Raw genomic sequence first — 25842 nt, 5'->3', positions numbered from 1 at the left:
CCGATGCAACGCTTCTCGATCTCCGCCCTCTGGCAGCCCACGGTGCTGCTGGCCCTCGCCCTGATGGCGGTCATCGTGATGATGATCCTGCCGATGCCCTCCTGGGTGCTGGACGTGGGCCTGGCCGCCAGCTTCTGCCTGGCGATCCTGATCTTCACCAACACCCTGTTCATCGAGCGGCCGCTGGACTTCAGCTCCTTCCCCATGGTGCTGCTCGCGACGCTGATGCTGCGCCTGTCGCTCAACGTCTCCTCGACCAAGCTGATCATCGGCTCGGGACACGAAGGCACCGGCGCCGCGGGCCAGGTGATCGAGGGCTTCGCCATGTTCATCATGGGCGGCTCGGTGTTCCTCGGCCTCGTCGTGTTCGGCGTGCTGATGATCGTGAACTTCATCGTGATCACGAAGGGCGCGGGCCGCATGGCCGAGGTCGGGGCCCGCTTCGCCCTGGACGGGATGCCGGGCAAGCAGCTGGCCATCGACAGCGACATGGCCGCGGGCGCGATCACCCACGAGGAAGCGCGGGCGCGGCGGAAGGTCGAGCAGGAGGAGACGACCTTCTTCGGCTCGCTCGACGGCGCGTCGAAATTCGTGAAGGGGGACGCGATCGCGGGCCTCCTGATCACGCTTCTGAACCTGCTGATGGGCCTCGCCATGGGCGTGCTGGTCCATGACATGCCGGTGGGCGAGGCGTTCGAGACCTACGCCATCCTCACCGTCGGCGACGGGCTGGTCACCCAGATCCCCGCCGTCGTCATCTCCATCGCCGCGGCGCTGCTGCTGTCCAAGGGCGGCGCGCTCGGCTCGGCCGACACCTCGCTCTTCTCCCAGCTCGGCGGCTACCCGGCCGCGCTGTTCACCGTCGCCGGGCTGATGGCGGTGTTCTCGCTCGCCCCCGGCCTGCCGTTCCTGCCCTTCGTGCTGGGGGCCGCGATGCTCGCCGCCGCGGGCTGGCTGACCATGAAGCAGAGGCGCGAGGCCGCCATCGCCGAGGCCGCCGCCGCCCTGCCCTCGGCCGAGGCGGCGCCGAGCCGCAAGACCCTCGGCGACATGCTCGATCTCGACGAGATCCACGTGGAGTTCGCCGAGGACCTGATCGACATCGCGATGGACGAGGGGGCCGGGATCGGCGCGCGCATCCAGAACATGCGCAACCACATCGCCTCCTCCTACGGCATCGTGATCCCCGAGATCCGGCTGACCGACAGCGCCACGCTCAGTCCCGGCGAATACGCGATCCGGGTGCAGGGGGTGGAGGCCGCCCGCGCGCGGGTGGAGCCGAACAACGTGCTGGTGCTCCTCTCCGACGGCGCCGGCGCCGCGGCGGCCGCCCCCGAGGGGCGCGACGTGTCCGAGCCGGTCTACGGCGCCCCCGCCCGCTGGGTGTCGCGCGACCGGCAGGAGGACGCGGCGCTGCTGGGCCTGCCGGTGATCACCCCGACCGAGGTGATCGCGACGCACCTGCTCGAGACGATCAAGGAAAACTTCGCCCGCCTCTTCTCGCGCCGCGCGCTGCGCAAGCTGCTGGAGGAGTTCGTGACCGTCTCCGACATCTCGCGCGCCGAGGCGAACCGGCGCATCCTGGACGAGTTCATCCCCGACAAGGTGACCCCCGACCTGCTGCAGCAGGTGCTGCGGCTGCTCCTCGAAGAACGCGTCTCGGTGCGCAACCTGCCGCTGATCCTCGAGGCGATCGCCGAGGCGCGGCCCGTGTTCAACGCGCCCGAGCCGATCGCCGAGCATGTCCGCCGCCGCCTCGGCTTCCAGCTGGTCTCGGAGGTCGCCGAGGCCGACGGCGCGGTGCCGCTGATCCAGCTGCGCCCGGAGTGGGAGCGCCTGTTCCAGGAGCACGAGACCGGCGACGGCGAGGGCTATGACGTCGCCCTGCCCCCCTCGGAATTCAACCGCTTCGCCAACGCGGTGGCCGAGAAGGTCGCCGCGGCGGCGGCCGAGGGGCGCTACCCCGCCGTCGTCGCCTCGGCCCGCCGCCGCCGCTTCGTGCGCACCGTGCTGGCGGCCAAGGGGGTGCGCAACCCGGTCCTCTCGTTCGAGGAGATCGGCAGCCGGGTGAAGCCCGCCATCGTCGGGGCCGCCTGATGGGCGAGATCTCGGAGGCCCTGCTGCGCCTCGCGCGCTTCGGCGACGCGCCGATCTGGGCGGCGATCCTGGTCTTCGCCCGGGTCGGCGCCGCGGCCTTCCTGATTCCCGGCTTCTCCAACCGGATGATCCCGCAGCGGGTGCGCCTGGTGGGTGCGCTGGCGCTGACCGTGCTGGTGGCCCCCGCGGCCTGGCCGCATGTCTCGGCCCTGCCGCTCGAAGGGGCGGCGATCACCACGCTGGGCGGGTTCCTCGCCGCCGAATCCATCGTCGGGCTGATGATCGGGATCGGGCTGCGGCTGATGATCATGGCGCTTCAGCTCGCCGGTTCCATCGCCGCGCAGTCGACCTCGGTCGCGCAGATCTTCGGCGCCGGGGTCACGCCCGACCCGATGCCCGCCATCGGCAACATGCTGGTGCTCGCCGCCCTCGCGCTGGCCTTCAGCCAGGGGCTGCACGTCAAGGCGGTGGTGGCGATGGTGCGCAGCTATGACATCGCGCCCGCGGGCGTGCTGCCCGGCGCGCCCGAGGCCGCCGCCTGGGGGCTTGAACGGGCGTCGAGCGCCTTCGCCCTCGCCTTCTCGCTCTCGGCCCCGTTCGTCGCCGCGGCCTTCGCCTACAACGTCGCGCTCGGCGCCATCAACCGGGCCATGCCGCAGCTGATGGTGGCCTTCGTCGGCGCCCCCGCGATCACCGCGGGCGCGCTGCTGCTGCTGGCCGTGTCGGGTCCGCACATCCTGCTGTTCTGGGCCGACGTGATGACCGACGCGCTGGCCGATCCGCTGGGGCCCGCGCCATGAGCCAGGGCGGACAGGACGAAGCGGCCGAGAAATCACATGAGCCGACGCCGCAGAAGCTGCAGGAGGCGCGGCGCAAGGGCGACGTCGCCAAGTCCGCGGATCTCGGCGCCGCGGCGGCCTACCTGGGGATGCTCGCCGCCGTCTACGGGATGGGCGAGGACGCGATCCGCGGGCTGGCCGAGGGGCTGACCATCTTCCTCTCCGGCCCCGATCTGCTCGAGGGGCGGATCATCGGCCAGGGCGGCGCGGGGCTGTCCGCCTCGATCATCGGCAAGGCCCTCGCGCCGCTGACGCCGCTGTTCCTGATCCCGGCGCTGGCCGTCATCGCCGCCTACGTGGCCCAGAACGCGGTCGCGCCGTCGCTGACCAAGATCGAGCCGAAGCTGAACCGCCTCAGCCTGATCGCCAACGCCAAGAACAAGTTCGGGCCGACCGGCCTGGTCGAATTCCTGAAGACCTTCATCAAGATGACCGCGGTGACCATCGCGCTGTCGATCTACCTCTCGGCCGAATCCGACCATTTCGCGGGCATGTTCGCGGCCCCCGCCCGCGCCGTGCCGGGCGAGATCATGAAGATCGGCGCCGGGCTGCTCGCCGTCATCTGCGTGATCGCCGCCGCCGTCGGCGCGGGCGACGCCGTCTGGCAGAACTTCAACCACAGGCGCAAGCTGCGGATGTCGGACCAGGAGATGAAGGACGAGATCAAGAAATCCGAGGGCGACCCCTACATGAAGGGCGAGCGCCAGCGCCGCGGGCGCGAGATCGCGACCAACCGCATGATCGCCGAGGTGCCCAATGCCGACGTGGTGATCGTGAACCCCGAACACTACGCGGTCGCGCTGAAATGGTCCCGCGACCGCAAGCGCGCCCCGATCTGCATCGCCAAGGGGGTGGACGAGGTCGCCGCCCGGATCCGCGAGGCGGCGATCGAGGCGGGGGTGCCGATCCACCGCGACCCGCCCTGCGCCCGCGCCCTCCACGCCGATGTCGAGGTGGGCGAGGAGATCCGCCCCGACCACTACGCCGCCGTCGCCGCCGCGATCCGCTTCGCCGACGCGATCCGCGCCAAGGCCCGTTCGAAAGGCTGGTGAGCCGATGCCGCCCCCCTCCCTCAAGGCGCTCAGGGCGCTGCAATCCCTCGCCGACCTGCGCTGGCAGCAGGAACGCCGCCGCCTCGCCGAGGCGCAGGCCGTCACCGGCGCGCGCCAGGCCGCGGTCGACGCGCTCGGCGCCAGGCGCGAGGCGGAGCGGGACGCGATCCGGGACGGGACCCCGAACCTCCAGCTCGCCGCCGCCGCCGCCCGGTTCGAGGGCTGGGCGAAGTCGCGCAACCGCACCCTGCTGGCCGCGACGCGGCAGGCCGAGGAGGCCGAGCAGCTGGCCCGCGACCGCGCGGCCGAGGAATTCGGCCGCCTGCGCGCGCTCGAACATGTCGCGAAACGCGCGAAGCGGGAGGCCGACCGCCTGCGCCGCGCCGCGCAGGAGCGCGACGGCCAACCCGAGAGCTGAGGCGGGGTGCAGGGCGGGCCGGATGCGCAGGCGCCCCCGCAGGGGGCGGCGGCGCGATGGGCCGCGCAAGCCCCCGCCCGTTGACGCCGCGCGCCGGGAGGCGCCACCCTGCGCGCATGACCGACATGCCCACACCCCAGGACCGCGCCCGGGCCGAGGCCGAGGCCGAAACCCCCGGCGGCTGGACCGGCGGCTGCTTCTGCGGCGCCGTGCGCTACGCCGTCTCGCCGCCCGGACGCTTCGCCCAGTCCTGCCATTGCTCGCGCTGCCGCAAGGCGTTCTCCGGCGCCGGCTCCGCCATCGCCTTCATCGCCCCGGACGCGCTGCGCTGGACGGCGGGCGAGGCGCTGCTCACCCGCTACGGGCCGCGGCCGGACGAGGGGCTCGCCTTCTGCAGCCGCTGCGGCTCCACGCTGGCCGGGTATCACCACGGCGAAGCCGTTTGCGTCACGCTCGGCACGCTGGACGGCGATCCCGGCATCGGGATCGCGCGGCACATCTTCTGCGCCTCGAAAGCGTCATGGGATGAGATCGGGGGCGGCGCGCCCCGGTTCGCGGAGGGGCCGGATTAACCCTCGGCCGCGGCCCGCGCCTCGAGCACGTCGAAGGGAACCCCCGGCTCGGTCTTGGCGTTGCGGATCACCAAGGAGGTCTTCACCGAGGCCACCTTGGGGGCCGCCGTCAGCTGCTCGGTCAGGAAGCTCTGGAAGCTCGACAGGTCCGGCGCGACGCATTTCAGGATGAAGTCGATCTCGCCGTTCAGCATGTGGCACTCGCGGACCAGCGGCCAGCTGCGGGCCAGCGCCTCGAAGGCCGACAGGTCGACCTCGGCCTGGCTCGACAGCCCGACCATCGCGAAGACGGTCACCTCGAAGCCCAGCTCGCGCGCATTGACGCGGGCGTGGTAGCCCTCGATATAGCCCGTCTCCTCCAGCGTGCGCACCCGGCGCAGGCAGGGCGGGGCCGAGATGCCGACGCGGCGCGACAGCTCGACGTTGGTCATGCGGCCGTCGGCCTGCAGCTCCGCCAGGATCTTGCGGTCGATCGGGTCGAGCTTGGAGCCGGCCATGAGAGCGTGAAGCCTCCGCGACGAAAACGGGTCTTGAAATGGAACCCCGCCGCGGGCCACGCCGGGCGGACCCGTTTCTTCTAGATGCGCCCTCGGCGGGTTTCAAGGAAATATTATTGCGCGAGCGCGCAAGATGTGGAAATCGAACCGTCATGATCCCCCTTGCGCCCCCCAAGCTGATCCGCGTCGTCACCGACGGCCGCCCGGGCAACGAGAACCCGGCCCTAGGCCTGGCCGAGGCGCTCGCCGCGCGGACCGGCGCGACGGTCGAGACGGCGCGCATCACCCTGCGTCCCGGCCTCTCGGCCCTGCCCGCGGCGATCTGGGCGCGCAGGCTGGGGCCGGGCTGGCCGTTCTCGGGCCTCTCGCGCGGGGCCGAGGGGCTGCGCGACCCGGCCGACCTGGTGATCGGCGCCGGGCGGCGCAGCGCGCCGATCGTGGCGGCCCTGCGCGGGCCGGGCCGCGCGGCGATCCAGCTGATGAACCCGCAGATGCCGCTGGCGCGCTTCGACGCGGTGATCGCGCCCGAACATGACGGGCTGCGCGGGGCCAACGTGATGTCCTCGCTGGGCTCGCTCACCCGCCTCTCGGCCGCGAGGACCGCCGCGGCCGCCGCCGCCCTGCCCCCGGAATGGCGGCCCGAGGGCCCGACCCTCGCCGCCATGATCGGCGGGCCCAGCGGGGCGGCGACGTTCACCGACGCCGAGGCGGAGGCGCTCCTCTCCGCCCTCGCCCGCGCCCGGGCGCAGGGCTTCGCGCCGCTGCTGATCCCCTCGCGCCGCACGCCCCCCGCGCTGATCGACCGCCTGAAAGCCGCGTTCCCCGACGCGCCGATCCACACCGGGGACGGCCCGAACCCCTATCCCGGCGTGCTCGGCGTCGCCGCGGCCGCGCTGGTCACCGCCGACAGCGTCAACATGTGCTCCGAGGCCGCCTCCACCGGCCTGCCCCTCTTCATCCTCCCCGTCCCCGGCCTGTCGCCCAAGCTGCAACGGTTCCACGCGGCCCTCGCGGCCCGCACCGGCGCCCGCGCGCCCGACGATTTCACCGCCGCCTGGACCTATCCGCCGCTGGACGAGGCGGGGCGGATCGCGGACGCCCTCCTCGCCCGCGCGTGATCGCCCCCTTTCGGCCCGGCCCCGCGCGGCCTATATCTGCGCGCCGAGCGCCGCCCTGAAATTCCCCGGAGACCGACCATGTCCGAGCCCCGCCACACCCGCGTCCTCATCATCGGCTCCGGCCCCGCCGGCTACACCGCCGGCATCTACGCCTCGCGCGCCATGCTCAAGCCCGTGCTGATCCGCGGGATGCAGCCCGGCGGCCAGCTGACCATCACCACCGAGGTCGAGAACTGGCCCGGTGATGTCGAGGTGCAGGGCCCGGCGCTGATGGAGCGGATGGAGGCCCATGCCAAGGCGATGGAGGCCGAGGTGGTGGACGACATCGTCACCTCGCTCGACCTCTCGAAACGGCCCTTCACGGCGACCACCGACAGCGGCCAGGCCTGGACCGCCGACGCGGTGATCCTGGCGACCGGCGCCCAGGCCCGCTGGCTGGGCCTGCCCTCCGAGCAGAAATTCCAGGGCTTCGGCGTCTCGGCCTGCGCCACCTGCGACGGGTTCTTCTATCGCGGCAAGCCGATCGTCGTGGTCGGCGGCGGCAACACCGCGGTGGAGGAGGCGCTGTTCCTCACCAACTTCGCCTCCAAGGTCACGCTCGTGCATCGCCGCGACAGCCTGCGCGCCGAGAAGATCCTGCAGAACCGCCTGATGAAGAACCCGAAGGTGGAGATCGTCTGGAACCACGCCGTCGACGAGGTGCTGGGCGCCGAGGACCCGATGGGCGTCACCGGCGTGCGGGTGAAGGATGTGAACACCGGCGCCACGCAGGACATCCCCTGCGACGGCTTCTTCGTCGCCATCGGCCACGCGCCCGCGTCCGAGCTGGTCAAGGACCAGCTTGAGACCCATCACGGCGGCTATGTGAAGGTGCAGCCCGGGACCACCGCGACCTCGATCCCCGGCGTCTTCGCCGCGGGCGACGTGACCGACCATGTCTACCGCCAGGCCGTCACCTCGGCCGGGATGGGCTGCATGGCGGCGCTGGACGTGGAACGGTTCCTGGCGGCCGAGGAGGACGCCGCCGAAGCGGCGGAATGAAACGCGGGGCGCGGGCGGCTCAGGCCGCCTGCGCCGCCAGCAGGATCCCCACGGCGGCGGAGATCGCGACGCCGAGGGGGTACTGCTTCTCCTCGGGGTTCAGCGACACCCAGTGCGGGCTGCGCCCCGACTTGCGCCATCCATAGCGCAGCGCTTTCATCGCGGCGAAGAGCAGCACCAGCCCGAGGCAGAGCAGCATCAGCGCCAGCGTGCGCCATTCGGGCGGGATGAAGGGCGCGGCGGCGGCGGCGAGCTTCATGTCCCCGCCGCCCATGCCCGCGAACACCGCCAGCGCCAGCCCCACGGCCAGCACCACCAGCGCCTGCACGACGCGCACCAGCGCCTCGTCCGGCGCCAGGAACAGCGGCGCCCAGACGACGAACAGCCCGATCAGCGCGAAATGCACCTCGTCCGGGATCTCCATCCGCTTCAGGTCGGTCAGCGCCGCCCAGGCCAGCGGCCCGAGCGCCAGCAGCGCGACCCAGGGCGCGGCGGCGGCGTCCAGGAACGGCACGCCCGTCAGCCCTTCGCGGCCTTAAGCGCGGCGAGCTTGTCCGCCGCCGGGCCCCAGTGGCGCGGATGCGTTTCGACCGAGCGTTCGAGCAGGTTGATCGCCACCTCCCGGTCGCCCTGGCGCAGGGCGACCATGGCCACGTTGTGCAGCAGGATCGCGCGCTCCTCCTCGGTCAGCGCCAGCACCGGCAGGGTGTAGCGGCGGCGCAGCGCGAAGGAGAGGGCGAGGTTGTTCTTCGCCTCGAACAGCGTCGCGTCATGGTCGAGCGCGTCGCGGAACGCGGTCTCGGCCGCCGGGTAATCGCCGCGGGCCAGCAGCGACACGCCGATATTGTTGAGGATCGGCGCCGGGTTCGGGGCCATCTGGCGCGCCATCTCGTAATGCACGTCGGCGGCGGGCCAGTCCTGGCGCTGGTCGGCGATCATCCCGCGCAGCTGCTGTTCGCGCATGCTGGTGAACCCGGCGGGCAGCGCGTTCAGCGCCGCCTCGGCCTTGTCCCAGTCGTTCAGCCGCGCCTGCGAGGCGGCGAGCAGGACCCGCCCCTCGGAGGTGATCGCGCCGTCCGCGGCCAGCCCGTCGAACACCTGCACCGCCTCGGCGTTCTGGCGGTCGCGGACCAGCGCGCGGGCATAGCCCTGGCGCAGGCTGACATTGGTCGGATCGCGCCCCAGCGCGCGGCGGAAATAGTCCACCGAGGCGGCGCTGTCGGCGAGGGTCAGCATCACCTCGCTCAGGTTGTTCTCGGTCACGGGGTCGAGCTGCACGCTCCCCGGCCCGTCGCCCGGGCCCGCGGGGTCGGCCCCGACGCCGCCCGGCTGTTCGCAGGCGGCGAGAGCGAGCAGGGCCGCGAACAGGGCGGCGCCGCGGGCGGGGGCGGGTGCGAATCGGGTCATTGGTCGCCTTCGTCCTCGGTCAGCGTGTATCGGTTCGCGCCGGCGGCGGTGACGGGGCGCAGGGCGCGCCCGTACCGCTCGGCGTCGATCTCCTGCGCCAGGCGCAGGAAATCGAGGTTGCGCGCCACTTCCCGCGCCAGGCGGGTGTCGGCGGCGGCGGGGTCGCGCGCGATCAGCCGCGCCGCGATGCGCAGCTCGCGCTCGGCATCCGCATAGAGGCGCGCCTCGTGCAGCAGCACCCCGAGATTGTTGCGGATCATCGGGTCTTCGGGCCAGCGCTGCGCGGCCTTTTCCAGCACCCTTCGGGCCTGTCCGTAGCGGCCGAGTCCGCGCAGGGCGGCGACGGTCCCGAGGATGTTGCGCCGCTCGACCCCGCGCTGCACCAGGTCGCGGCGATAGGCGGTCAGCGCCGGGTCGTATTCGCGCTGGCGCAGCAGCCCGGCGGCGACGTCGGCCCAGCCGAGGCCGGGCGGCAGCGGCGCGTCGAGCGCGGGGTGGCGGCGCATGCCGGGGGAGAAGACGGGCCGCGGCTCGAATGTCGCGGGGAGCGCGGCCTGCGCGCCCTCGGCGACGGGTCCGTCCCCGAGCGCGACGGCGGCGAGCGCCTCGGCGGTCCCGGCGACGGGGCTGGCGAGGGGCGCAGGGGCGGGGGACTCCGGGGCCGCGGCGGGCGCGGCGTCGGCCGCCTGCGGGTCGGCGGGTGCGGCCTCGGCGACCTGGGCGTCGGCGGGCGGCGCGCCTGCGGGCGCGGCGGCATCCGGCGCGGGGGCCTCGATCCGCGCGCCGGTGGCGGCGTCGTACCGCTCCTCGGTCACGGTCAGCGGCGCGACGGTGCGCGGCGCATCGCCCCCGGCCGCGGCGGCGCCCGCGGTCGGCGCCCCGGGGGACGCCGCGCGGGCCTGCGCGTCGGCGCCGAGCGGGACGGTGGCCTCCGAGACCTGCATCGGCGAGACGAGCCGCGGCGCGTCGGCATCGACGTCGCCCGCCTCGGCGGCGCGGCGCCCGGCTTTCTCCAGCGCCCGGCGCAGCGCGGCCCGGGGATCGTCGGGGATGGGCGGGGCGTCGGCGCCCGGCGCGGCCGCCTGCGTCGCCTCGGCGGCAGGCTGCGCCGGGACCGCCGCCGCCTGCGCTTCCGGGACCGCCGAGAACGGCGCCGGGTCGGCATCGCTGACGGTATAGCCGAGGGCGGCGTAGCGGCGGGCGAGCTCCGCGGGAGACGCGGTGAGCCAGTCCTGCTCGGTCGCCGCCCCGGCCGCCGCCGCAGCCGCGGGCGGCGCCTCGGCGGGCGGAGACGCGCCGGTTCCGGCGGCGAGGCCCGGGGCCCCGCCCCCGACCGGCTGGCACCCGGCGAGGGCCAGCGCGGCGACGGCGCCGAGCGCCGCCGCGGCGGGGCGGCGGCGACCCATCAGAAGCCCGACAGGGTGTTGACGATGTCGACCAGAGACGGGCCGATCAGGATCAGCAGCAGCGGCGGCACCGTGAAGAACATGGTCCCGAGCGTCAGCTTGGTCGGCAGCACGTTCGCCTTCTCCTCGGCCCGCATGACGCGCTTGTCGCGCATCTCGGCCGCGTAGACGCGCAGCGCCTCGGCCACCGACGTACCGAAGCTGGCCGACTGCACCAGCACGGTGACGAAGGAGGACACGTCGTTCACCCCCGCCCGCTGGGCGAAGTCGCGCAGCACCGTGGCGCGGTCCTTGCCCGCGCGCATCTCGTTGGAGACGATCTGGAATTCCTCGGCCAGCACCGGGTGGGCGTGGCGGATCTCGCTCGAGACGCGCATCAGCGACTGGTCCAGCGACTGGCCCGCCTCGACGCAGATCAGCATCAGGTCGAGCGCGTCGGGGAAGCCGTTGGTGATCTCCTGCTGGCGCTCCTGCTGGCGGCGGGCGACCCAGTAGGTGGGGATGTAGTAGCCCGCGGCGATGCCGAGGCCGCAGATCATCATGAACTTGGAGCTGGCCGTCGGCACCCCGGTCAGCGTCAGGTACAGGAAGCACAGGATCAGCAGCACCAGCGCGCCGCCGGCGCGGGCGAGGTTGTACATCCGCACCGCGCGGCGGCCGCGATAGCCCGCCTGCATCAGCTTCAGGCGCGCGGCGCCGAATTCCTTCTCGTCCTTCGGCTCCAGCGCCGCGGCGATGCTGTCGAGGCGGCCGGGCCCGGATTCGGTGCGCAGCGCGCGGCCCGTCGGCTGGCCCTGCCCCGAGCGCATGGCCCGCAGGTCGGCGACCGGGCTGGCCAGCCGCTCCAGCGGGTCCTTGCGGCGCGAGAGCAGCAGCGGCAGCGCGGCGGCGAGCACGATCACCGCCAGCGCCGCGAAGGCGTAGAGCGGGCCGAGCGGGCCGAAGGCCGTCTCCAGCCATTCGAAGCCCCGGTCGGCGAAGGCCTGCACCGCCTCGCCGAAGGTGGCGGGCGGCGGCGGCGGGGCCGCGGCCTCGGCCGCCGGGGGCGGCGTGACCGTGATGGCGGGCGCGGGGGCGCCGCCCGAGGCCGGGGCGCCGGGCGCGAGGCCCTGGCCCGGGGCGGGGGCGCCGCCCGGAAGCGGCGCGGCGGGCGCCTGCGGCGCGGCGGGGGCCGTCTGTGCGGCTGCGGAAGAGACCATGGAGCCGGCTCAGACCTTGATGTTGACCATGATGCGCATGAAGATGACGTTGATCACCAGCATGATCGCCACGGCGATGACGGCGGGCACGAACATCGGGTGGTCGACCACCCCGTCATAGTAGTTCGGCCGGATCACCTGCACGACCGCGAGGGCGAGCAGCGGGAAGATCGACAGGAACATCCCCGACCAGCGCGCCTCGGCGGTGATCGCGTTGATCTTGCGGAACAGCTTGAAGCGGCCGCGGACGACCGAGGACAGGCCCTCGAGGATCTCGGCCAGGTTGCCGCCCGACTGGGCCTGGATCATCACCGCCACGGCGAGGAAGCGCAGGTCCTGCACCGGCACCCGCTCGGCCATCGCCTCGAGGCTGTCGGTCACGTCCATGCCGAAGGTGGTCTCGTCCGCGATGATGCCGAATTCCGACCCGATCGGGTCCGGCATCTCCGAGGCCACGATGGCGATGGCCGAGGAAAACGGGTGGCCGACGCGCAGCGAGCGCACCATCAGCTCCACCGCGTCGGGCAGCTGTTCCTCGAACAGCGCGACGCGCTTTTTCGCGAGGCCCCGCAGCCAGGTGAACAGCACGCCGTAGCCCATGACCAGCGAGATCACGATCCGCACCTCGAGCGCGGCCGAGGTGAACATGGTCATCGCCACGAAGGCGATGGCCGAGCACAGGATCATGATCAGCGTCAGCACGGTCGGCGACCAGGGCAGGTTCGCATGGGCCGCCTTTTCGAACAGCGGCGACATGATCGGGACCGAGGACAGGCCGAGGTGCTGCTCGTGCTCTTTCCTCAGCTGGGTCAGAACCTCTTCCGCGTCGGCGCCCTTTTCGAGGAGCGCGAGGCGGCGGTTGACCTTGCTGTCGAGGGTCGCGGACTTGCCGAAGGCCAGCAGGTACAGGCCCTTCACCACCAGCAGCACGCCGATGAAGATGATGACGAAGATAAGCGGCTCGAACGTCATGGCTCAGGTCATCCTGCGGTTGGGCGAATAGATGTCGGCCGGCAGGTCATAGCCCCACTGCTTGAACCGCTCGGAATAGGCGCTGCGGATGCCGGTGGCGGCGAAATGGCCGATGATCTTGCCATCCTCGGTCACGCCCTCGCGCACGAAGCGGAACACCTCGTGCATCGCCACGACCTCGCCCTCCATCCCGGTGATCTCGGAGATCGAGACCATGCGGCGGGTGCCGTCCGAGAGGCGCGAGACCTGGACGATGACGTTGACCGCCGAGGCGATCTGCGCGCGGGTGGCGCGCAGGGGCAGCTCGAACCCCGCCATCAGCATCATGTTCTCGATGCGGCCCACGGCGTCGCGCGGGTTGTTGGCGTGGATGGTGGTCATCGAGCCTTCGTGGCCGGTGTTCATCGCCTGCAGCATGTCCATGACCTCGGCGCCGCGGGTCTCGCCCACGATGATGCGGTCGGGACGCATGCGCAGCGCGTTGCGCAGCAGGGTGGACTGGCTGACCTCGCCCTTGCCCTCGACGTTCGGGGGGCGGGATTCCATCCGCGCGATATGGGTCTGCTGAAGCTGAAGCTCGGCCGTGTCCTCGATCGTCGCGATGCGGTCGTAATTGTCGATGAAGGACGAGATGGCGTTGAGCGTGGTGGTCTTGCCCGAGCCCGTACCGCCGGAGACCAGCACGTTGAGGCGGGTGGCGACGGCGGCCTGCAGGTAGGCGGCCATTTCCTCGGTGAAGGCGCCGAATTTCAGAAGCTTGTCGATCGACAGCTTCTCCTTGGCGAATTTGCGGATCGAGAGGAGCGAGCCGTCCACGGCGCAGGGCGGGACCAGCGCGTTGACGCGGCTGCCGTCCTTGAGGCGGGCGTCCACCCAGGGCTGGGATTCGTCGACGCGGCGGCCGACCGCGGACACGATCTTGTCGATGACGCGCAGGAGGTGCTTCTCGTCCTTGAAGCGCACGTCGGTCAGCTGCAGCTTGCCCGCGCGCTCCACGAAGACCTGGTTGGGGCCGTTCACCAGGATATCCGAGACGGTGTCGTCCTTCAGCAGCGGTTCGAGCGGGCCGAGGCCGGTGACCTCGTCCATCAGCTCGCTGGTCAGCGTCTCCGCCTCGGCGGCCGACAGGACCACGCCCATGTCGCGCAGGCCCTCGCGGGCGATGGCGGCGATCTCGCGGCGCAGCTCGGCCTCCGGCACCCGGTCGATGACGGCGAGGTTCAGCGTCTCGAGCAGGCGGCGGTGCAGGTCGACCTTGATGTTCAGAAGCCGGTTGCGGCGCTTGGCCTCGCGGACGGCTTCGGCCTCGTCCACCGTGGGTTCAGGCGCGGCGGAGCGCACCAGCTTGGGCGAGGGCGGCGGGGCGTCGGGCTCCAGCGCCGGGGGCGGCGGGGCCTTCAGCGCGTCCTTGCCGGAAGCGGGCTTCTGGTACTTGCGGAACATGTAAGACCCCCTTCCTCAGGCGTTCAAAGTTCGGCGGAGCGGCGCTCGGCGGCCGCGTCCTTCATCGACTGGGCGACCTTGCGGATCTCCTTGCGCAGGGCGTTGCCGCGGCTGAAGACCTCGAGCGGCTGGCCATGGTCGCAGGCCTGCAGCACCTGCTTGCCGCCGTCGGGCAGCATCACCGCGAACTCGATCCCGAGGCTTTCGGCCATCCGCTTCATGCGGCCCCGGCCGGTGACGTCGGTGAAGCCGGGCGAATGGTTCATCACGAACTCGAGCTTCTCGAGCGGCAGGTCCTCGGACTTGAGGATGCGCAGGAAGCGCAGGGTGTTCTGGGCGCTGCGCATGTCCATCTGGGTCAGGCAGAAGAAGGTCTCGGCCTTGGACAGCACGGTCTCGGTCCAGGTGGTCAGCGTGTGCGGCAGGTCGACGATGACGAAGTCGAAGGCGGCCGTGGCGGCGTCGAGCAGCGCGGCCAGCTCGTCCGAGGTCACCGCGTCGATGGGCAGCGCGTCGGTCGGCGAGGTCATGACATGCATGCGCCGGTCATAGAGGGTGAAGGCGCCGGCCATCGTCTCGCGGTCGATGCCGTCCGAGGTGCCGGCGCTGGCCAGCAGCTCCATCAGGCTCTCCTGCCGGGGCAGGTCGAGATAGGTGGCGACCGAGCCGAACTGGAAGTCGAGGTCGATCAGGGCGACGCGCATGTGGTCGCCCTTGGTCAGCAGCGCCAGCTCCCACGCCAGGTTGACGGCGAAGCAGGTGCCGCCGGCGCCGCCGGACATGGAGTAGACGGGCAGGACCATGCCGCGGCGGCCCGGGCCGCGCCCGCCGCCCGAGACGGCGCCGCCCCCGGCGCCGCGTTCGCGCAGGCGCTGGATCGACTGGACCAGCTCGCCCGGCGGGGCGGGATAGGGCAGGAAGTCATCGGCCCCCGCGCGCATCAGGGTGTGCATGGCGGCGGGGCCCGCTTCCTTGACCAGCAGGATCACGGGGATGCGGGCGGCGCGCCCGGCGCCGATGACGGCGGCGAAGCCGGCGATTCGGTCGGGGTCGGAGCTGTCGACGCAGACGATGACGTGGCCGAGGGCGGACTGCGCCCCGTCGGAGATCATGGAGATGGCGGCGTCCGGCTTCACGACGGACCAGACGCCGTCGCCGCATTCAGCGTCGAGATCAGCCGGAAGCGCGTCGAACGTCGCGAAATCGTCGGCGACGACGATCGCTTCAACGGGTTTCGACCTCAGTCTCGGAAGCTGCATGACATGCACCTCGGTTCAGCGGACGCCGTCCGCAACGGCATGCGAACGATAGGAAACGCAGGGTCGACATCGCGCCGCCGATGTCGACCGGTCCATGACGCACCCGCGAAGATGATATGGAGTGGGGCGCCGGTCAATTGGACATGAATAAGCGCTGGGGACCAACGACAGGTGAACGGCCCGCCCCTTGCGCGAAAGGGCCGCGCCCCCGGGCGGGGGCGCGGCCCGGTCAGGCTCAGCCGCCGACGCGCGCCGCGCCGGCGCCCTCGGTCCGGTCGCCGATATAGCGCCGGTAGGCCGCGGCCGCGCGGCGGCCGTTCATGCCCGGCCCGCTGAAGCCGCGCTCGAACCCGGCGACATTGGTCACCGTGCGGCGGTTGCGGCGCTCGCGCTCGTCGGTCTCGACCAGCAGCTCCCGCTCGCCGCGGCTTTCCACGGCGTCGAGGCGGGTGCGCGCGACGCCCTTCTTGCCGAGATAGGCGACGACGGCGCGGGCGCGGCGCAGGCCGATCCGGCTGTTGTAGCCATCGGGGCCCACGGCGTCGGCATGGCCGATGACGCGCATGCGCACCGAGGGGTTCAGCTGCAGCCACTGGGCCTGGAGGTCGAGCACCCGGCGGGCTTCGGCGTCGAGGCGCGCGCTGTCGAAGTCGAAGGTGACCGTGTCGGGCGTCGAGGCGCGGAACCGGGCCTGGGTCGCGATCATCTTCTGGCTGTTATAGCCGTTCGCGGCCTGGGCGATGAAGTTGGCGGACTGGACCTCGCTGCCCGCCATGGACTGCAGACCGGCGCGTTCGGCGCAGCCCGAGAGGGCGAGGGCGCAGGCGGCGAGAGCGGGAAAGAGGATACGCATCTTCACTGGTCTCACTCCATCACGTAGCCGTAGGCGCCCTGGAAGTTCTGCCCGGCGACGTCCATGTCGCGCTCGGAACCCTGGAGACGGTTGAACAGGAACAGGTCCGCCTCGTTCGGGATCTTCACCCGGTCGATCGGCGCGGCCAGCGCGTCGGCGGTGGTCGGCGACACGATATGGGCGCTGACGATCAGCACCAGTTCGGTCTGGTTCGAGGTATAGCCCGAGGAGCGGAACAGCGAGCCGAGCACCGGCACGTCGCCGACCCACGGCACCTTGGAGGCGTTGTCGCGGAAGTCGTCCTGGAGCAGGCCGGCGATGGCGAAGCTCTGGCCGTCCTTCAGCTCGACCGTGGTCTTGGCGCGGCGCACCGACAGGCCGCGGAACACGATGCCGTTATTGGGCGAGGTGACGGCGGCGCTGTCGTCGAGCGCCGAGGATTCGGCCTCGAGCTGCAGGTTGATCAGCCCGTCGTCGAGCACGGTCGGCGTGAAGCCGAGCGAGACGCCGAAGTTCTTGTACTCCACCGTCGTGGTGGTGGCGCCGTTGGTGGTGGCGCTGCTGACCGGGATCGGGAACTCGCCGCCCGCCAGGAAGGTGGCGGCGTCGCCCGAAAGGGTGACGAGGGTCGGCTCGGCCAGGATGCGGGCCAGGTTCTCGGACTGCAGCGCCTCGATCAGCACCGAGGCGGCGAAGCCGCTGGTGGACCAGCCGAGGGAGATGCCGGTGTTGTTGCCGACCACGCCGCCGCCGCCGATCGCTGTGCCGGTCAGGTTGCCGCTGTTGAACCCGAGGCTCCAGGTGAAGCCGAGCGACTTGGAGGCGCTGCGCTGCACCTCGGCGAAGCGGACCTTCATCATCACCTGCTGCGAGCCGCCGACCGTCATCATGTTGGACACGCGGCCCGGCAGGAAGCGGTTGGCCAGTTCCATCGCGGTCTGGATACGCCCGGCGCTGGACAGCGCGCCGGACAGCACGAGGCCGTCGGCGGCGGTGCGCGTCTCGATGCGCTCGCCCGGGAGGATCTGCGCGAACAGGTCCTTGAGCTCGCTCAGGTCGGGGGTCACCTTGATGGTGACGTTGGCGATCAGGCGGCCGTTCTCACCCAGGAGGGTCAGCGTGGTGCGGCCGGACTGCTTGCCGAGAATATAGATGGACGTGTTGGACACCGCGCCCACGTCGGCGATGCCGGGGTTCGCGACCGAGACCTCGGTGAAGGGCTGGATCGCCTCGAGGACCACCGCGCGGTTGGTCTCCACCGAAATGTCCTGGGTCGCGGCGCCCCGGGCCATTCGCAAAACGCCGTCCTGGGCGCGCGCGGCGCCTCCGGACATCATGGTCGCCGCGATTGCGGCGGCGACGCAAAGAATACGCAACAGAGTCATTGCTTGCTCCCCGACCTCCTCCGGTGGCGGGCGCCGAGGGGGCGCGCCGCAGCGGAGTTGGAGCGTGCCCCGGCGGTCCCTGCATGGCAAGCCCGGCGCGGATCGCAAGCCCTTAGACTTTCAGGAAAACGAGAGCGAGGGGGGCATTTGCGCCACAGTCTCGGGCGCGGTGTTCATGGGGCCTTCAGAGACGAACGCCCGCCGCGGGAAAGCGGCGGGCGGGGGCGTTCCCGGGGGGCGCGCGGGCCGGGTCGAATCGCCCCCCGGCGGGAGGCGGTCGATTCGGATCAGCGCTCGCCCTCGACCTGCTGGGTGCGGACCTGGTTGTTCTTGCGCACGCGCACGGTGGGGGCGGCCTTCGGGGCCTCGCGCACCGGGGCGTATTCGCCGAGAAGCTCCTGGCGGGACAGCGATTCGCCGCTGTAGACGTCCGAGCTGTCGAAGCCGCGCAGGGCGATGGTCAGCTTGCCCACGTTGCTGGCGAGGGTGAGCTGCTTGAGCTCGTCGGGCAGCACGCCGATGGTCACGGTGCTGGCGATGCGGGCGCGGATCCGGTCGACATCGGTGTCCTGGTCGACGGCGATCACCTCGACGTTCTGCAGCAGGAAGTAGGTGATCAGCCCCTCGTAGCGGTCATTGACCGTGAGGATGATGTCGATGCGGGTGCCGGGCAGGATGAAGCCGCCGACCGAGCTCGAGGCGTTCACCGGCAGGGTGTAGGCGAGCATCCCGCGGGGCAGCAGCGCGGCCACGGTGGCCTTTTCGCCGAAGCCGGAGACCTTCTGCGGCAGCAGCGGTTCGTGCGTTTCCATCCGGCGCAGGGCGTAGCGCAGCTTGCCGTCCTCAGGGACCACGTCCTCGAGCGAGGTGAAGGCGCCCTGGGGGACGGAATCGGCGGGCCACTTGATCATGCGCACGGATTCGGGGCCGATCTGTTCGCCGTAGGACAGCTGGCGCTTGGCCACGGCGACGTTGACGGTCGGCACGCGGATGACTTCGGGCTTCTGGTCCCGCAGGGCCGATTCCGCGCTCTTGAACTGTCCGTACATGTACCAGACGGCGCCGCCGGACAGGACCAGGCCGGCGATGAGCACGATAAGAGCGAAAAGACGCATCGAATGACCCCTGGATGAACGAAGAACCGCCCCTCGCTGGGCAGGAGGGGCGGTTCGAAATGCAACGCGCTCGTCAGAGCGTCAAGTGAAAGCGCCGCCCGCGTATACAGCGGGCCGCTGCGATCAGCCGCCGGACTTGGACTTGGCCGAGACGTTCGAGAAGGACAGCTCGTCGTTGATCGAGGAGATCATCTCGGTGATGCCGCCGTCGAGCGCGGAGATGGCGCCGATGGACAGGATCACGACGGCCGCGGTCAGGACGACCCAGTCGACGGTGACGGCGCCGGTTTTCTCGGCGAAGGCGGTGCGAATCTTGGTGATGATGCTCATTTCGGTTTCCCTCCGAACACAGCCGTTCACGGAGCAGGTGAGCGGCGAAGATGACCCAACGTTGGGTCGGACACGTCAGCCGTAAGGCATCGAAGCGAGGGGGTCGCCCAGCGCATCGTGTCGTCACCATGCCGGAACGCCCCCGGCCTTTCAACGATTCGATGCGGAAAAACCGACCTTTTCTCCGGGGCCTCTTGAGCGGACGAAAACTTTTAGTTTCGACCAACCGCGTCAAGCGGGGACGCGACCGGCGTTTTGCCGATCACAAGATGAATAGATCAGGAACGACTCGCGCCGCGCCCTGCGACAGATGTTCAGAATTGCCAGACGGACGAGGCATGCTTGATGAGCTCGTCGTTGATCTCGCCCACCATCGATTGCGATCCGTTGTAGATCGGTTCGATGATCAGCAGGAAGATGATGATGACGCCCGCCGTAAGCACCACGAAGTCCGCGGTGACGGCGCCGTCCTGTTGTTGCATCGGCCGCACGAGCGACCGGATATGGCTCATCAGCATGTTTGAACGCCCGTATTGAAACTGAACACGGAAAAGGTACGCAGGGTGACAGGATACCCGACTCGGCGCGTCGCCGGAAGGCGCCGCGGTTCATATACACACTCCGACAGCATGGCCAAACTATGAACATTCCGGGCGCCGCCTGCTTCATCCTCGCCCTCGCGGCCCTTTCGGGGGCCGCGCCGCCGGTTCAGGCGGCCGGCCTGCCGACCATCGGGGGACATGAACCGCGACTTTATCGCACGGTCAAGCCGCCCCGGCGCGGAAGCGGGCGAATCGTTCTGCCGACGATTTCCGAAGAAGACCCGGCCGCGGGCGGCGCATCCCTGCCCGGCTTCGTCGACCGGCCGCGGGGCGGGGCCGGGGCGGCGCGCTGGTTCTGGTCCGCCGCCGACCCGGCGCGCGGGGCGGCCGACCCGGGGCGGATGGCGCGGCTGCTCGACGACCTTTCGGACCAGTTCGGCCGCCTCGCCGGACCCGGCGCGGCGCGGGACGCGGCGCGGCGGGTGATGGCCGATCACGGCCCCGCCCTGCGCCAGGCCGCGCGCGAGGAGGGGCTGTCGCCCGCGCTCCTGCTCGCCGTCATCGCCGTCGAATCGGGCGGCCGCCCGACGGCGGTCAGCCCGAAGGGCGCGCAGGGGCTGATGCAGCTGATGCCCGCCACGGCCGCGCGCTTCGGCGTGACGGATGCGCTGAGCCCGGCGCAGAACATCGCCGGGGGCGCGAAGTACCTCAACTGGCTGCTGGAGCGGTTCGACGAGGACGCGCTGCTGGCCCTGGCCGCCTACAATGCCGGGGAAGGCGCGGTGGACCGCCATGACGGCGCGCCCCCCTATGCCGAGACGCGGGCCTATGTGCCGAAGGTGCTGGCCTGGTTCGGCGCGCTGCGCCCGCTCTGCGCCGCGCCGCCCGAGGGGCCGCGCGCGGCCTGCGAGCTGGGGCCCTTCGCGCCGGGCGACTCCAGCCCCGCGCCGGTGTCGCCGGACGGGTGAAACGGGGGCGAACGAAAAGGGGCGCCCCGAGGAGCGCCCCTTTCCCGTGCCGCAAGGGCGCCGGTCACTCGACCAGCGTCGCCTCGGTCACCGCCTTCACGTCCTCGAGGGTCACGCCGTCGGCGAGCTCGACGACCTTGATCCCGCCCTCGACCACGTCGAAGACGCCGAGCCCGGTGATGATGCGGTCCACCACGGCCTTGCCGGTCAGCGGCAGGGTGCATTCCTTCAGCAGCTTGGATTCGCCCTTCTTGTTGGCGTGATCCATGATCACCACCACGCGCTCCACGCCCGCCACCAGGTCCATGGCGCCGCCCATGCCCTTCACGAGCTTCTTGGGGATCATCCAGTTCGCAAGGTCGCCGTTCTCGGCGACTTCCATGGCGCCGAGGATGGCCATGTTGATCTTGCCGCCGCGGATCATTCCGAAGGACTGCGAGGACGAGAAGTAGGAGGTGCGGTCGAGCTCGGTGATCGTCTGCTTGCCGGCGTTGATCAGGTCGGCGTCGATCGTCTCCTCGGTCGGGAACGGGCCCATGCCGAGCATCCCGTTCTCCGACTGAAGGGTCACGTCGACGCCTTCGGGGATGTAGTTGGACACCAGGGTCGGGATGCCGATCCCGAGGTTCACGTACATGCCGTCCTGCAGCTCCTGCGCGGCGCGGGCGGCCATCTGGTTGCGGTCCCAGGGCATGATGATGCCTCCTTCATTGGGGTCGGGCGCGCGCGTCGGCGCTGCGGCCCGGAAACGGATGGATCAGGACGCGCCGGATCAGGACGCGAGCGTCCGCTTCTCGATGCGCTTCTCGAAATCGGCCTTCACGATGCGGTTCACGAAGATCCCCGGCAGGTGGATGTGATCGGGGTCGAGGCTGCCGGTCGGCACGATCTCCTCGACCTCCACCACCGCGATCTTGCCGCAGGTGATGGCGTCCGGGTTGAAGTTGCGCGCGGTCTTGCGGAACACGAGGTTGCCCGCCTCATCCGCCTTCCAGGCCTTGCCGATGGCCAGGTCCGCGAAGATCCCTTCCTCGAGCAGGTATTCCTCGCCGCGGAAGGTCTTCGTCTCCTTCCCCTCGGCGATCACCGTGCCGACGCCGGTCTTGGTGTAGAAGCCAGCGATCCCGGCGCCGCCGGCGCGCATCCGCTCGGCCAGCGTGCCCTGCGGGGCGAATTCCAGTTCCAGCTCGCCCGACAGGTACTGCTGCATGAAGGTGTCGTTCTCCCCGACATAGGAGGAGATCATCTTCTTCACCTGGCGGGTCTGCAGCAGCAGCCCGAGGCCGAAATCATCGACGCCCGCGTTGTTCGACGCGACGGTGAGGTTCTTGACCCCGCTGTCGCGGATCGCGGCGATCAGGTTCTCGGGGATGCCGCACAGGCCGAAGCCGCCGGCGGCGATCAGCATGTCGTCGGTCAGGATGCCGTCAAGCGCCTCGGCGGCGCTGGAGTAGACCTTGTTGGCCATGGGATATGGGCCCTCCTCATGATGCCGCCGCCTGCGCAGGCCCCGGGTCGGGGGCGCCGCCGCGGCTTCCGTCTGCCGCCTTTCGTCTTGGGACGGACGCCGTGTCATGTCAACGCGCACCCGCGCTGCGCCGCGAAAAGCCGCGCGACTCGCCCGAAATTGAACGCCCCGCGCGCAGTCGCCCCGCCGAATTCGGCCGCCGCCGTGAATTCCCGTTCCGCACTGCGACACCAGGCGCAAGACATTTTTCACGCTTTTTCGCCCAAGCCGCGGCGCCGAGGCGCGCGGCGGCCATTGCCCCTTAACCCCGCCGGGGCTACCCATGGGACGACGCTGAAAAGCAGGGAGGCGCAGCGCAATGCAGCTCAAGGATCCGTCGCTTCTGATCGGACAGGCCTATGTGAACGGCGAATGGATCGCCGCCGATTCCGGCAAGGAGTTCCCGGTGACCAACCCGGCCACCGGCGACGTGGTCGCCGAGGTCGCCGATTGCGGCGAGGCCGAGACGCGCCGCGCCATCGAGGCGGCCTATGCCGCGCAGAAATCCTATGCCCGCCTGACCGCCGCCGACCGGCAGTCGATGCTGATGTCGCTCTACAACGAGATGGTCGAGAACATCGACGATCTCGCCACCATCCTGACGCTGGAGATGGGCAAGCCCTGGGCCGAGGCGCGCGGCGAGATCATGTACGGCGCCAGCTTCATCAAGTGGTACGCCGAGGAAGCGCCGCGCATCTATGGCGACACCATCCCGGCCCCGGCGCCGGACAAGCGGCTGGTGGTCCTGAAACAGCCCATCGGCGTGGTCGCCTGCATCACGCCCTGGAACTTCCCCAACGCCATGATCACCCGCAAGATCGGCCCGGCCCTCGCCACCGGCTGCACCGTGGTGGTCAAACCGGCCAAGCAGACCCCCCTCTCGGCCTTCGCGCTGGCCGTGCTCGCCGAACGCGCGGGCTTTCCCGAGGGCGTGATCAACGTGGTCTGCGGGTCGTCCGCGTCGAAGATCGGGACCGAGATGTGCACCAACGACAAGGTGCGCAAGCTGACCTTCACCGGCTCGACCGAGGTCGGGCGCACGCTGATGCAGCAGTGCTCCCACGACATCAAGAAGCTGGGGCTGGAGCTTGGGGGCAACGCGCCCTTCATCGTGTTCGACGACGCCGATCTCGACGCGGCGGTCGCGGGCGCGCTGGGGTCCAAGTTCCGCAACGCGGGCCAGACCTGCATCTGCGCCAACCGCATCTACGTGCAGGCCGGCGTCTATGACGAATTCGCCGAGAAGCTGGCCGCCAAGGTCGGCGAGCTGGCCGTCGGGGACCCGTTCGGCGGGAACACCGCCATTGGCCCGCTGATCGACGAGGCCGGCCGCGCCAAGGCGCAGGAGCATGTCGACGACGCCCTCGCCAAGGGCGCGCAGATCGAGTTCGGCGGCTTCAAGCACGCGCTCGGCGGCACCTTCTTCACCCCGACCGTGCTGACCGGCGTGACGCAGGAGATGAAGGTCGCGAAGGAAGAGACCTTCGGCCCCGTCGCCCCGCTGTTCAGGTTCGAGACCGAGGACGAGGTGATCGGCTACGCCAACGACACCGAGTTCGGGCTGGCCTCGTATTTCTACAGCCGCGACATCGGCCGCTGCTGGCGCGTGGCCGAGGCGCTGGAATACGGCATCGTCGGGATCAATGACGGGCTGCCGTCCAACGCGGCGGCGCCCTTCGGCGGCTGGAAGCAGTCGGGCCTGGGGCGCGAGGGCTCCAAGTACGGCGCCGACGATTTCCTCGAGATCAAGTACCTGAGCATGGGCGGCATCGGCTGACCCGCCGAAGCCCGCGCGACAAGGCGCCCGCCGCGAGAGGATCGCGGCGGGCGTTTTGTTTGGGTCGGCGGGGAGGTCAGAGCGGCAGCGCCGTCAGTTTCCCGACGAAGCCCAAGATCTGGCCCATGGTCTCCAGCGCCTTGGAGACGGCGACGACGGCCTGCTTGATCTTCGCCACGTCCTTGGCGTTCTTCGCGATGTCGTCATTCGCCGCCTTGAGCTTGTCGCGCAGCGGCCCGAGCTTGTCCTCGTGCTTCTTCAGGCGCTGCAGACGCGCTCGGTCATAGGCGGCGACGGCGAGCTGCAACTGGCCGAAGAGCGCATCGGACTCCGGCGATCCCGCTTCCGCAATGGCATGCGCGGCGCCGATCTCGGCGAGGCTGCGCTCGAATTCCTCGAGCGTCGTCAGACTGGTCCCGGCGGCGCCGGCAGGTGGGGTCGTCATGGTTCAATCCCTTTCTTTCAGAGCGCAGGACGCGCCTTGCGGAACGCCTCCACGAGTTCGAGAAGCGCTTCGGCGTCGGCCTTGATGGCCGCGACATCGCGCACCCCGCCCTTCGCAAACTCCTCGTGCCGCTTGAGCAGGTCGCCGAGCTGCTTGGCGACCTTGTCGTACTGCTTGAGCAGAACGGCCTGGGCCTCCTGGTCTCGATACTTCGCGTACTCGATGAAATTCGCCCGCAACGCCGGATCTTTCGCAATCACGGCGCCCGGGTTCTTCACCGCCCCGACGCCGGCCAGCGCGGTCATTTCGACAGCAAGCGGAGAGGAATCCGCCAGGCCTTCCTCGTAAAGGGCGCGCACCAGGTTGCTGCGCGCGGAGGCGGAGGCGCGCATCGACGACACCATCGCCGCCCGCTCCAGCGCGACGAAGTTGATGAGTTCCGGCAGAACCGCGACGAACACGTCGTTGCTCGCCTTCAACGCCTTGGCCTGCTGCGCCTGCACCAGGAGCCCCAGCGCGCTGTTCACCGCGCCAAGCAGCGCGTCATCCTCGTCGACCTTCTTCAGTTCCGGCAGCCCCTTGTCGTAAAGCGGCTCCGCCGCGACGCGAAGCGCCTCGTACTGGGTCAGCAGGCCCGCGATGGACTCGGAGACGTCCTCGCGGGCGTTCAGATTGGCGAGCGCATCGAACGCGGCATAGGCCTTCACCAGCCGGCCATACGCCTGCTCACGCTCCTCCAGGGCCTTGGTGACCTGCTTGCTCTCGCTCGGAACGACGCCAAGCGTCTGACCGTTCTTCAGCAACGTCTGCGTGTTGTAGTAGATACGGATGGACTTGTGCGCGCCGGTCGCGGTCTGCGCCTGCGCAAGCAGCGCCTCAGAGGCCGCGACGCCCGCATCGCCCACCTTCTGCGCCGATTGGATGGTCTGCGCCCCACACCCCGCAAGCGCCGCGCACAGCACGGCGGCGACGATCGATCGTTTCATGGCGAACCTCCTGTTCCCCGCTTCACAGAGAGGTCAGGATTGCGACTCGTGCGGGCACGCTCATGATGCAAAAGGCCTATGCACCGGCGTTCTCGTCGAAATGATTGGACCCCGCACCCCGGAACGCCGCATGACCGACACCCTCTCCCCCGAAGACCGCCGCCGCGCGATGAAGGCCGTGAAGGGCGCGAACACTTCGCCCGAGCTGCGCCTGCGCCGGGCGCTGCACGCGCGGGGCTTCCGGTTTCGCCTGCACCGGCGGGACCTGCCCGGCACGCCCGACATCGTGCTGCCGGGGCGCGGGGCCGCGGTGTTCGTGCATGGCTGCTTCTGGCACCGCCATCCCGGGTGCCCGCGGGCCACCACGCCCGCCACGCGGCAGGACTACTGGCTGCCGAAATTCGCCCGCAACGAGGCCCGCGACGCCGAGGCCTGCGCCGCGCTGGCGGCGGGCGGCTGGCGCGTCGCAACGGTGTGGGAATGCGCGCTGACCGTGCGCCGGACCGATGCGACCGCCGACGCGCTCGCCGCCTGGCTGCGCGGCGACGGCGCGGCGCTCGAGCTGCCCGCGGCCCCGTTCCCGCCACGCGCGCATTGATCCCGGCCGCCTCCCG

At 70.7% G+C, this 25842-nt stretch carries 27 protein-coding genes; 10 read left to right on the top strand and 17 right to left on the bottom strand.

The annotated features are described in order from the left end of the window. The first annotated feature begins 3 nt into the window (after positions 1 to 3). The 5 genes from flhA to ACQ5SO_RS11080 all read left to right on the top strand — a co-directional run bounded on the left by flhA (position 4) and on the right by ACQ5SO_RS11080 (position 4978). Positions 4 to 2097 carry a flagellar biosynthesis protein FlhA gene (gene flhA, locus ACQ5SO_RS11100; protein ID WP_430941696.1) on the top strand — a complete coding sequence of 698 codons (2094 nt, stop codon included), beginning with the start codon at positions 4 to 6 and terminating at the stop codon, positions 2095 to 2097. Next, on the top strand, positions 2097 to 2897 hold the full coding sequence (locus tag ACQ5SO_RS11095) for a flagellar biosynthetic protein FliR (protein ID WP_430941664.1): 801 nt from the start codon (positions 2097 to 2099) through the stop codon (positions 2895 to 2897). The genes flhA and ACQ5SO_RS11095 overlap by 1 nt, the downstream gene beginning before the upstream one ends. Beyond that, positions 2894 to 3988 (top strand): flagellar type III secretion system protein FlhB, encoded by a 1095-nt coding sequence (flhB, locus tag ACQ5SO_RS11090; RefSeq protein WP_430941663.1) that lies wholly within the window; start codon positions 2894 to 2896, stop codon positions 3986 to 3988. Before ACQ5SO_RS11095 ends, flhB begins: the two co-directional genes overlap by 4 nt. A 4-nt stretch (positions 3989 to 3992) precedes the next feature. Further along, entirely contained in the window at positions 3993 to 4406 is a 414-nt protein-coding gene (locus ACQ5SO_RS11085) for a hypothetical protein (protein WP_430941662.1), read from the top strand. A 116-nt stretch (positions 4407 to 4522) separates the two neighbouring features. Further along, entirely contained in the window at positions 4523 to 4978 is a 456-nt protein-coding gene (locus ACQ5SO_RS11080; protein ID WP_430941661.1) for a GFA family protein, read from the top strand. On the opposite strand, the gene ACQ5SO_RS11075 is transcribed toward ACQ5SO_RS11080, so the two are convergent. Then, the gene (locus ACQ5SO_RS11075; RefSeq protein WP_430941660.1) at positions 4975 to 5475 is read right to left on the bottom strand and encodes an Lrp/AsnC family transcriptional regulator; all 501 of its coding nucleotides are present in this window, start codon (positions 5473 to 5475) and stop codon (positions 4975 to 4977) included. The genes ACQ5SO_RS11080 and ACQ5SO_RS11075 overlap by 4 nt on opposite strands. 152 nt (positions 5476 to 5627) lie before the next feature. Here ACQ5SO_RS11075 and ACQ5SO_RS11070 point away from each other — a divergent pair, with 152 nt between their 5' ends. Both ACQ5SO_RS11070 and trxB read left to right on the top strand, forming a co-directional pair. Continuing rightward, positions 5628 to 6593, top strand: coding sequence for a mitochondrial fission ELM1 family protein (locus ACQ5SO_RS11070; RefSeq protein ID WP_430941659.1), 966 nt, complete (start codon positions 5628 to 5630; stop codon positions 6591 to 6593). Positions 6594 to 6671: 78 nt separating this feature from the next. After that, positions 6672 to 7634, top strand: a complete 963-nt coding sequence (gene trxB, locus ACQ5SO_RS11065) for a thioredoxin-disulfide reductase (protein WP_430941658.1) — start codon at positions 6672 to 6674, stop codon at positions 7632 to 7634. Between the two features lie 19 nt (positions 7635 to 7653). Here trxB and ACQ5SO_RS11060 read toward each other — a convergent pair whose 3' ends face one another. The 12 genes from ACQ5SO_RS11060 to ACQ5SO_RS11005 all read right to left on the bottom strand — a co-directional run bounded on the left by ACQ5SO_RS11060 (position 7654) and on the right by ACQ5SO_RS11005 (position 19521). Then, the gene (locus ACQ5SO_RS11060) at positions 7654 to 8148 is read right to left on the bottom strand and encodes a prepilin peptidase (RefSeq protein ID WP_430941657.1); all 495 of its coding nucleotides are present in this window, start codon (positions 8146 to 8148) and stop codon (positions 7654 to 7656) included. Positions 8149 to 8153: 5 nt separating this feature from the next. Then, complete coding sequence (locus ACQ5SO_RS11055) at positions 8154 to 9041, bottom strand: tetratricopeptide repeat protein (protein WP_430941656.1); 888 nt, start codon at positions 9039 to 9041, stop codon at positions 8154 to 8156. Further along, positions 9038 to 10447, bottom strand: a complete 1410-nt coding sequence (locus tag ACQ5SO_RS11050; protein ID WP_430941655.1) for a hypothetical protein — start codon at positions 10445 to 10447, stop codon at positions 9038 to 9040. Before ACQ5SO_RS11050 ends, ACQ5SO_RS11055 begins: the two co-directional genes overlap by 4 nt. Continuing rightward, a complete protein-coding gene (locus ACQ5SO_RS11045; protein ID WP_430941654.1) occupies positions 10447 to 11646 on the bottom strand; it encodes a type II secretion system F family protein in 1200 nt (399 codons plus the stop codon). The genes ACQ5SO_RS11050 and ACQ5SO_RS11045 overlap by 1 nt, the downstream gene beginning before the upstream one ends. A gap of 9 nt (positions 11647 to 11655) precedes the next feature. Beyond that, entirely contained in the window at positions 11656 to 12618 is a 963-nt protein-coding gene (locus tag ACQ5SO_RS11040) for a type II secretion system F family protein (protein WP_430941653.1), read from the bottom strand. A gap of 3 nt (positions 12619 to 12621) precedes the next feature. Then, positions 12622 to 14061, bottom strand: coding sequence for an ATPase, T2SS/T4P/T4SS family (locus ACQ5SO_RS11035; protein ID WP_430941652.1), 1440 nt, complete (start codon positions 14059 to 14061; stop codon positions 12622 to 12624). Between the two features lie 23 nt (positions 14062 to 14084). After that, positions 14085 to 15320 (bottom strand): AAA family ATPase, encoded by a 1236-nt coding sequence (locus ACQ5SO_RS11030; RefSeq protein WP_430941651.1) that lies wholly within the window; start codon positions 15318 to 15320, stop codon positions 14085 to 14087. 235 nt (positions 15321 to 15555) lie between these two features. Continuing rightward, the gene (locus ACQ5SO_RS11025; RefSeq protein ID WP_430941650.1) at positions 15556 to 16173 is read right to left on the bottom strand and encodes an OmpA family protein; all 618 of its coding nucleotides are present in this window, start codon (positions 16171 to 16173) and stop codon (positions 15556 to 15558) included. An 11-nt stretch (positions 16174 to 16184) separates the two neighbouring features. Next, positions 16185 to 17558, bottom strand: a complete 1374-nt coding sequence (locus ACQ5SO_RS11020; protein ID WP_430941649.1) for a type II and III secretion system protein family protein — start codon at positions 17556 to 17558, stop codon at positions 16185 to 16187. Positions 17559 to 17845: 287 nt separating this feature from the next. Continuing rightward, a complete protein-coding gene (gene cpaB / locus ACQ5SO_RS11015) occupies positions 17846 to 18673 on the bottom strand; it encodes a Flp pilus assembly protein CpaB (protein ID WP_430941648.1) in 828 nt (275 codons plus the stop codon). Positions 18674 to 18796: 123 nt separating this feature from the next. Continuing rightward, positions 18797 to 19003 (bottom strand): hypothetical protein, encoded by a 207-nt coding sequence (locus ACQ5SO_RS11010; protein WP_430941647.1) that lies wholly within the window; start codon positions 19001 to 19003, stop codon positions 18797 to 18799. A gap of 314 nt (positions 19004 to 19317) precedes the next feature. Continuing rightward, a complete protein-coding gene (locus ACQ5SO_RS11005; protein WP_430941646.1) occupies positions 19318 to 19521 on the bottom strand; it encodes a hypothetical protein in 204 nt (67 codons plus the stop codon). A 122-nt stretch (positions 19522 to 19643) separates the two neighbouring features. On the opposite strand from ACQ5SO_RS11005, the gene ACQ5SO_RS11000 reads away from it, so the two are divergent. After that, positions 19644 to 20513, top strand: a complete 870-nt coding sequence (locus ACQ5SO_RS11000; RefSeq protein ID WP_430941645.1) for a lytic transglycosylase domain-containing protein — start codon at positions 19644 to 19646, stop codon at positions 20511 to 20513. Positions 20514 to 20577: 64 nt separating this feature from the next. Here the strand turns inward: ACQ5SO_RS11000 and ACQ5SO_RS10995 are convergent, their stop codons facing one another. Then, on the bottom strand, positions 20578 to 21207 hold the full coding sequence (locus tag ACQ5SO_RS10995) for a CoA transferase subunit B (protein WP_430941644.1): 630 nt from the start codon (positions 21205 to 21207) through the stop codon (positions 20578 to 20580). A gap of 78 nt (positions 21208 to 21285) precedes the next feature. Next, positions 21286 to 21981, bottom strand: coding sequence for a CoA transferase subunit A (locus ACQ5SO_RS10990; protein WP_430941643.1), 696 nt, complete (start codon positions 21979 to 21981; stop codon positions 21286 to 21288). Between the two features lie 358 nt (positions 21982 to 22339). Here ACQ5SO_RS10990 and ACQ5SO_RS10985 point away from each other — a divergent pair, with 358 nt between their 5' ends. After that, the gene (locus ACQ5SO_RS10985; RefSeq protein ID WP_430941642.1) at positions 22340 to 23797 is read left to right on the top strand and encodes an NAD-dependent succinate-semialdehyde dehydrogenase; all 1458 of its coding nucleotides are present in this window, start codon (positions 22340 to 22342) and stop codon (positions 23795 to 23797) included. 76 nt (positions 23798 to 23873) lie between these two features. Here the strand turns inward: ACQ5SO_RS10985 and ACQ5SO_RS10980 are convergent, their stop codons facing one another. Both ACQ5SO_RS10980 and ACQ5SO_RS10975 read right to left on the bottom strand, forming a co-directional pair. Continuing rightward, a complete protein-coding gene (locus tag ACQ5SO_RS10980) occupies positions 23874 to 24242 on the bottom strand; it encodes a hypothetical protein (RefSeq protein ID WP_430941641.1) in 369 nt (122 codons plus the stop codon). A gap of 17 nt (positions 24243 to 24259) precedes the next feature. Then, positions 24260 to 25228, bottom strand: coding sequence for a hypothetical protein (locus ACQ5SO_RS10975; RefSeq protein ID WP_430941640.1), 969 nt, complete (start codon positions 25226 to 25228; stop codon positions 24260 to 24262). Positions 25229 to 25358: 130 nt separating this feature from the next. On the opposite strand from ACQ5SO_RS10975, the gene ACQ5SO_RS10970 reads away from it, so the two are divergent. Next, positions 25359 to 25826 (top strand): very short patch repair endonuclease, encoded by a 468-nt coding sequence (locus tag ACQ5SO_RS10970; RefSeq protein WP_430941639.1) that lies wholly within the window; start codon positions 25359 to 25361, stop codon positions 25824 to 25826. The last annotated feature ends 16 nt before the right edge of the window (positions 25827 to 25842 follow it).

The organism is Rhodovulum sp. DZ06, assembly GCF_050586345.1.
Classification (GTDB): domain Bacteria; phylum Pseudomonadota; class Alphaproteobacteria; order Rhodobacterales; family Rhodobacteraceae; genus JBOCEF01.
This window is presented reverse-complemented; position numbering and strand designations above follow the sequence as displayed.

What these genes read in the sequence shown, in the direction of transcription:
- flhA (WP_430941696.1), top strand. Translation starts at nt 4, where the DNA reads ATGCAACGCTTCTCGATCTCCGCCCTCTGGCAGCCCACGGTGCTGCTG.
- ACQ5SO_RS11095 (WP_430941664.1), top strand. Translation starts at nt 2,097, where the DNA reads ATGGGCGAGATCTCGGAGGCCCTGCTGCGCCTCGCGCGCTTCGGCGAC.
- flhB (WP_430941663.1), top strand. Translation starts at nt 2,894, where the DNA reads ATGAGCCAGGGCGGACAGGACGAAGCGGCCGAGAAATCACATGAGCCG.
- ACQ5SO_RS11085 (WP_430941662.1), top strand. Translation starts at nt 3,993, where the DNA reads ATGCCGCCCCCCTCCCTCAAGGCGCTCAGGGCGCTGCAATCCCTCGCC.
- ACQ5SO_RS11080 (WP_430941661.1), top strand. Translation starts at nt 4,523, where the DNA reads ATGACCGACATGCCCACACCCCAGGACCGCGCCCGGGCCGAGGCCGAG.
- ACQ5SO_RS11075 (WP_430941660.1), bottom strand. Translation starts at nt 5,475, where the DNA reads ATGGCCGGCTCCAAGCTCGACCCGATCGACCGCAAGATCCTGGCGGAG.
- ACQ5SO_RS11070 (WP_430941659.1), top strand. Translation starts at nt 5,628, where the DNA reads ATGATCCCCCTTGCGCCCCCCAAGCTGATCCGCGTCGTCACCGACGGC.
- trxB (WP_430941658.1), top strand. Translation starts at nt 6,672, where the DNA reads ATGTCCGAGCCCCGCCACACCCGCGTCCTCATCATCGGCTCCGGCCCC.
- ACQ5SO_RS11055 (WP_430941656.1), bottom strand. Translation starts at nt 9,041, where the DNA reads ATGACCCGATTCGCACCCGCCCCCGCCCGCGGCGCCGCCCTGTTCGCG.
- ACQ5SO_RS11050 (WP_430941655.1), bottom strand. Translation starts at nt 10,447, where the DNA reads ATGGGTCGCCGCCGCCCCGCCGCGGCGGCGCTCGGCGCCGTCGCCGCG.
- ACQ5SO_RS11045 (WP_430941654.1), bottom strand. Translation starts at nt 11,646, where the DNA reads ATGGTCTCTTCCGCAGCCGCACAGACGGCCCCCGCCGCGCCGCAGGCG.
- ACQ5SO_RS11040 (WP_430941653.1), bottom strand. Translation starts at nt 12,618, where the DNA reads ATGACGTTCGAGCCGCTTATCTTCGTCATCATCTTCATCGGCGTGCTG.
- ACQ5SO_RS11035 (WP_430941652.1), bottom strand. Translation starts at nt 14,061, where the DNA reads ATGTTCCGCAAGTACCAGAAGCCCGCTTCCGGCAAGGACGCGCTGAAG.
- ACQ5SO_RS11030 (WP_430941651.1), bottom strand. Translation starts at nt 15,320, where the DNA reads ATGCAGCTTCCGAGACTGAGGTCGAAACCCGTTGAAGCGATCGTCGTC.
- ACQ5SO_RS11025 (WP_430941650.1), bottom strand. Translation starts at nt 16,173, where the DNA reads ATGCGTATCCTCTTTCCCGCTCTCGCCGCCTGCGCCCTCGCCCTCTCG.
- ACQ5SO_RS11020 (WP_430941649.1), bottom strand. Translation starts at nt 17,558, where the DNA reads ATGACTCTGTTGCGTATTCTTTGCGTCGCCGCCGCAATCGCGGCGACC.
- cpaB (WP_430941648.1), bottom strand. Translation starts at nt 18,673, where the DNA reads ATGCGTCTTTTCGCTCTTATCGTGCTCATCGCCGGCCTGGTCCTGTCC.
- ACQ5SO_RS11010 (WP_430941647.1), bottom strand. Translation starts at nt 19,003, where the DNA reads ATGAGCATCATCACCAAGATTCGCACCGCCTTCGCCGAGAAAACCGGC.
- ACQ5SO_RS11005 (WP_430941646.1), bottom strand. Translation starts at nt 19,521, where the DNA reads ATGCTGATGAGCCATATCCGGTCGCTCGTGCGGCCGATGCAACAACAG.
- ACQ5SO_RS11000 (WP_430941645.1), top strand. Translation starts at nt 19,644, where the DNA reads ATGAACATTCCGGGCGCCGCCTGCTTCATCCTCGCCCTCGCGGCCCTT.
- ACQ5SO_RS10995 (WP_430941644.1), bottom strand. Translation starts at nt 21,207, where the DNA reads ATGCCCTGGGACCGCAACCAGATGGCCGCCCGCGCCGCGCAGGAGCTG.
- ACQ5SO_RS10990 (WP_430941643.1), bottom strand. Translation starts at nt 21,981, where the DNA reads ATGGCCAACAAGGTCTACTCCAGCGCCGCCGAGGCGCTTGACGGCATC.
- ACQ5SO_RS10985 (WP_430941642.1), top strand. Translation starts at nt 22,340, where the DNA reads ATGCAGCTCAAGGATCCGTCGCTTCTGATCGGACAGGCCTATGTGAAC.
- ACQ5SO_RS10980 (WP_430941641.1), bottom strand. Translation starts at nt 24,242, where the DNA reads ATGACGACCCCACCTGCCGGCGCCGCCGGGACCAGTCTGACGACGCTC.
- ACQ5SO_RS10975 (WP_430941640.1), bottom strand. Translation starts at nt 25,228, where the DNA reads ATGAAACGATCGATCGTCGCCGCCGTGCTGTGCGCGGCGCTTGCGGGG.
- ACQ5SO_RS10970 (WP_430941639.1), top strand. Translation starts at nt 25,359, where the DNA reads ATGACCGACACCCTCTCCCCCGAAGACCGCCGCCGCGCGATGAAGGCC.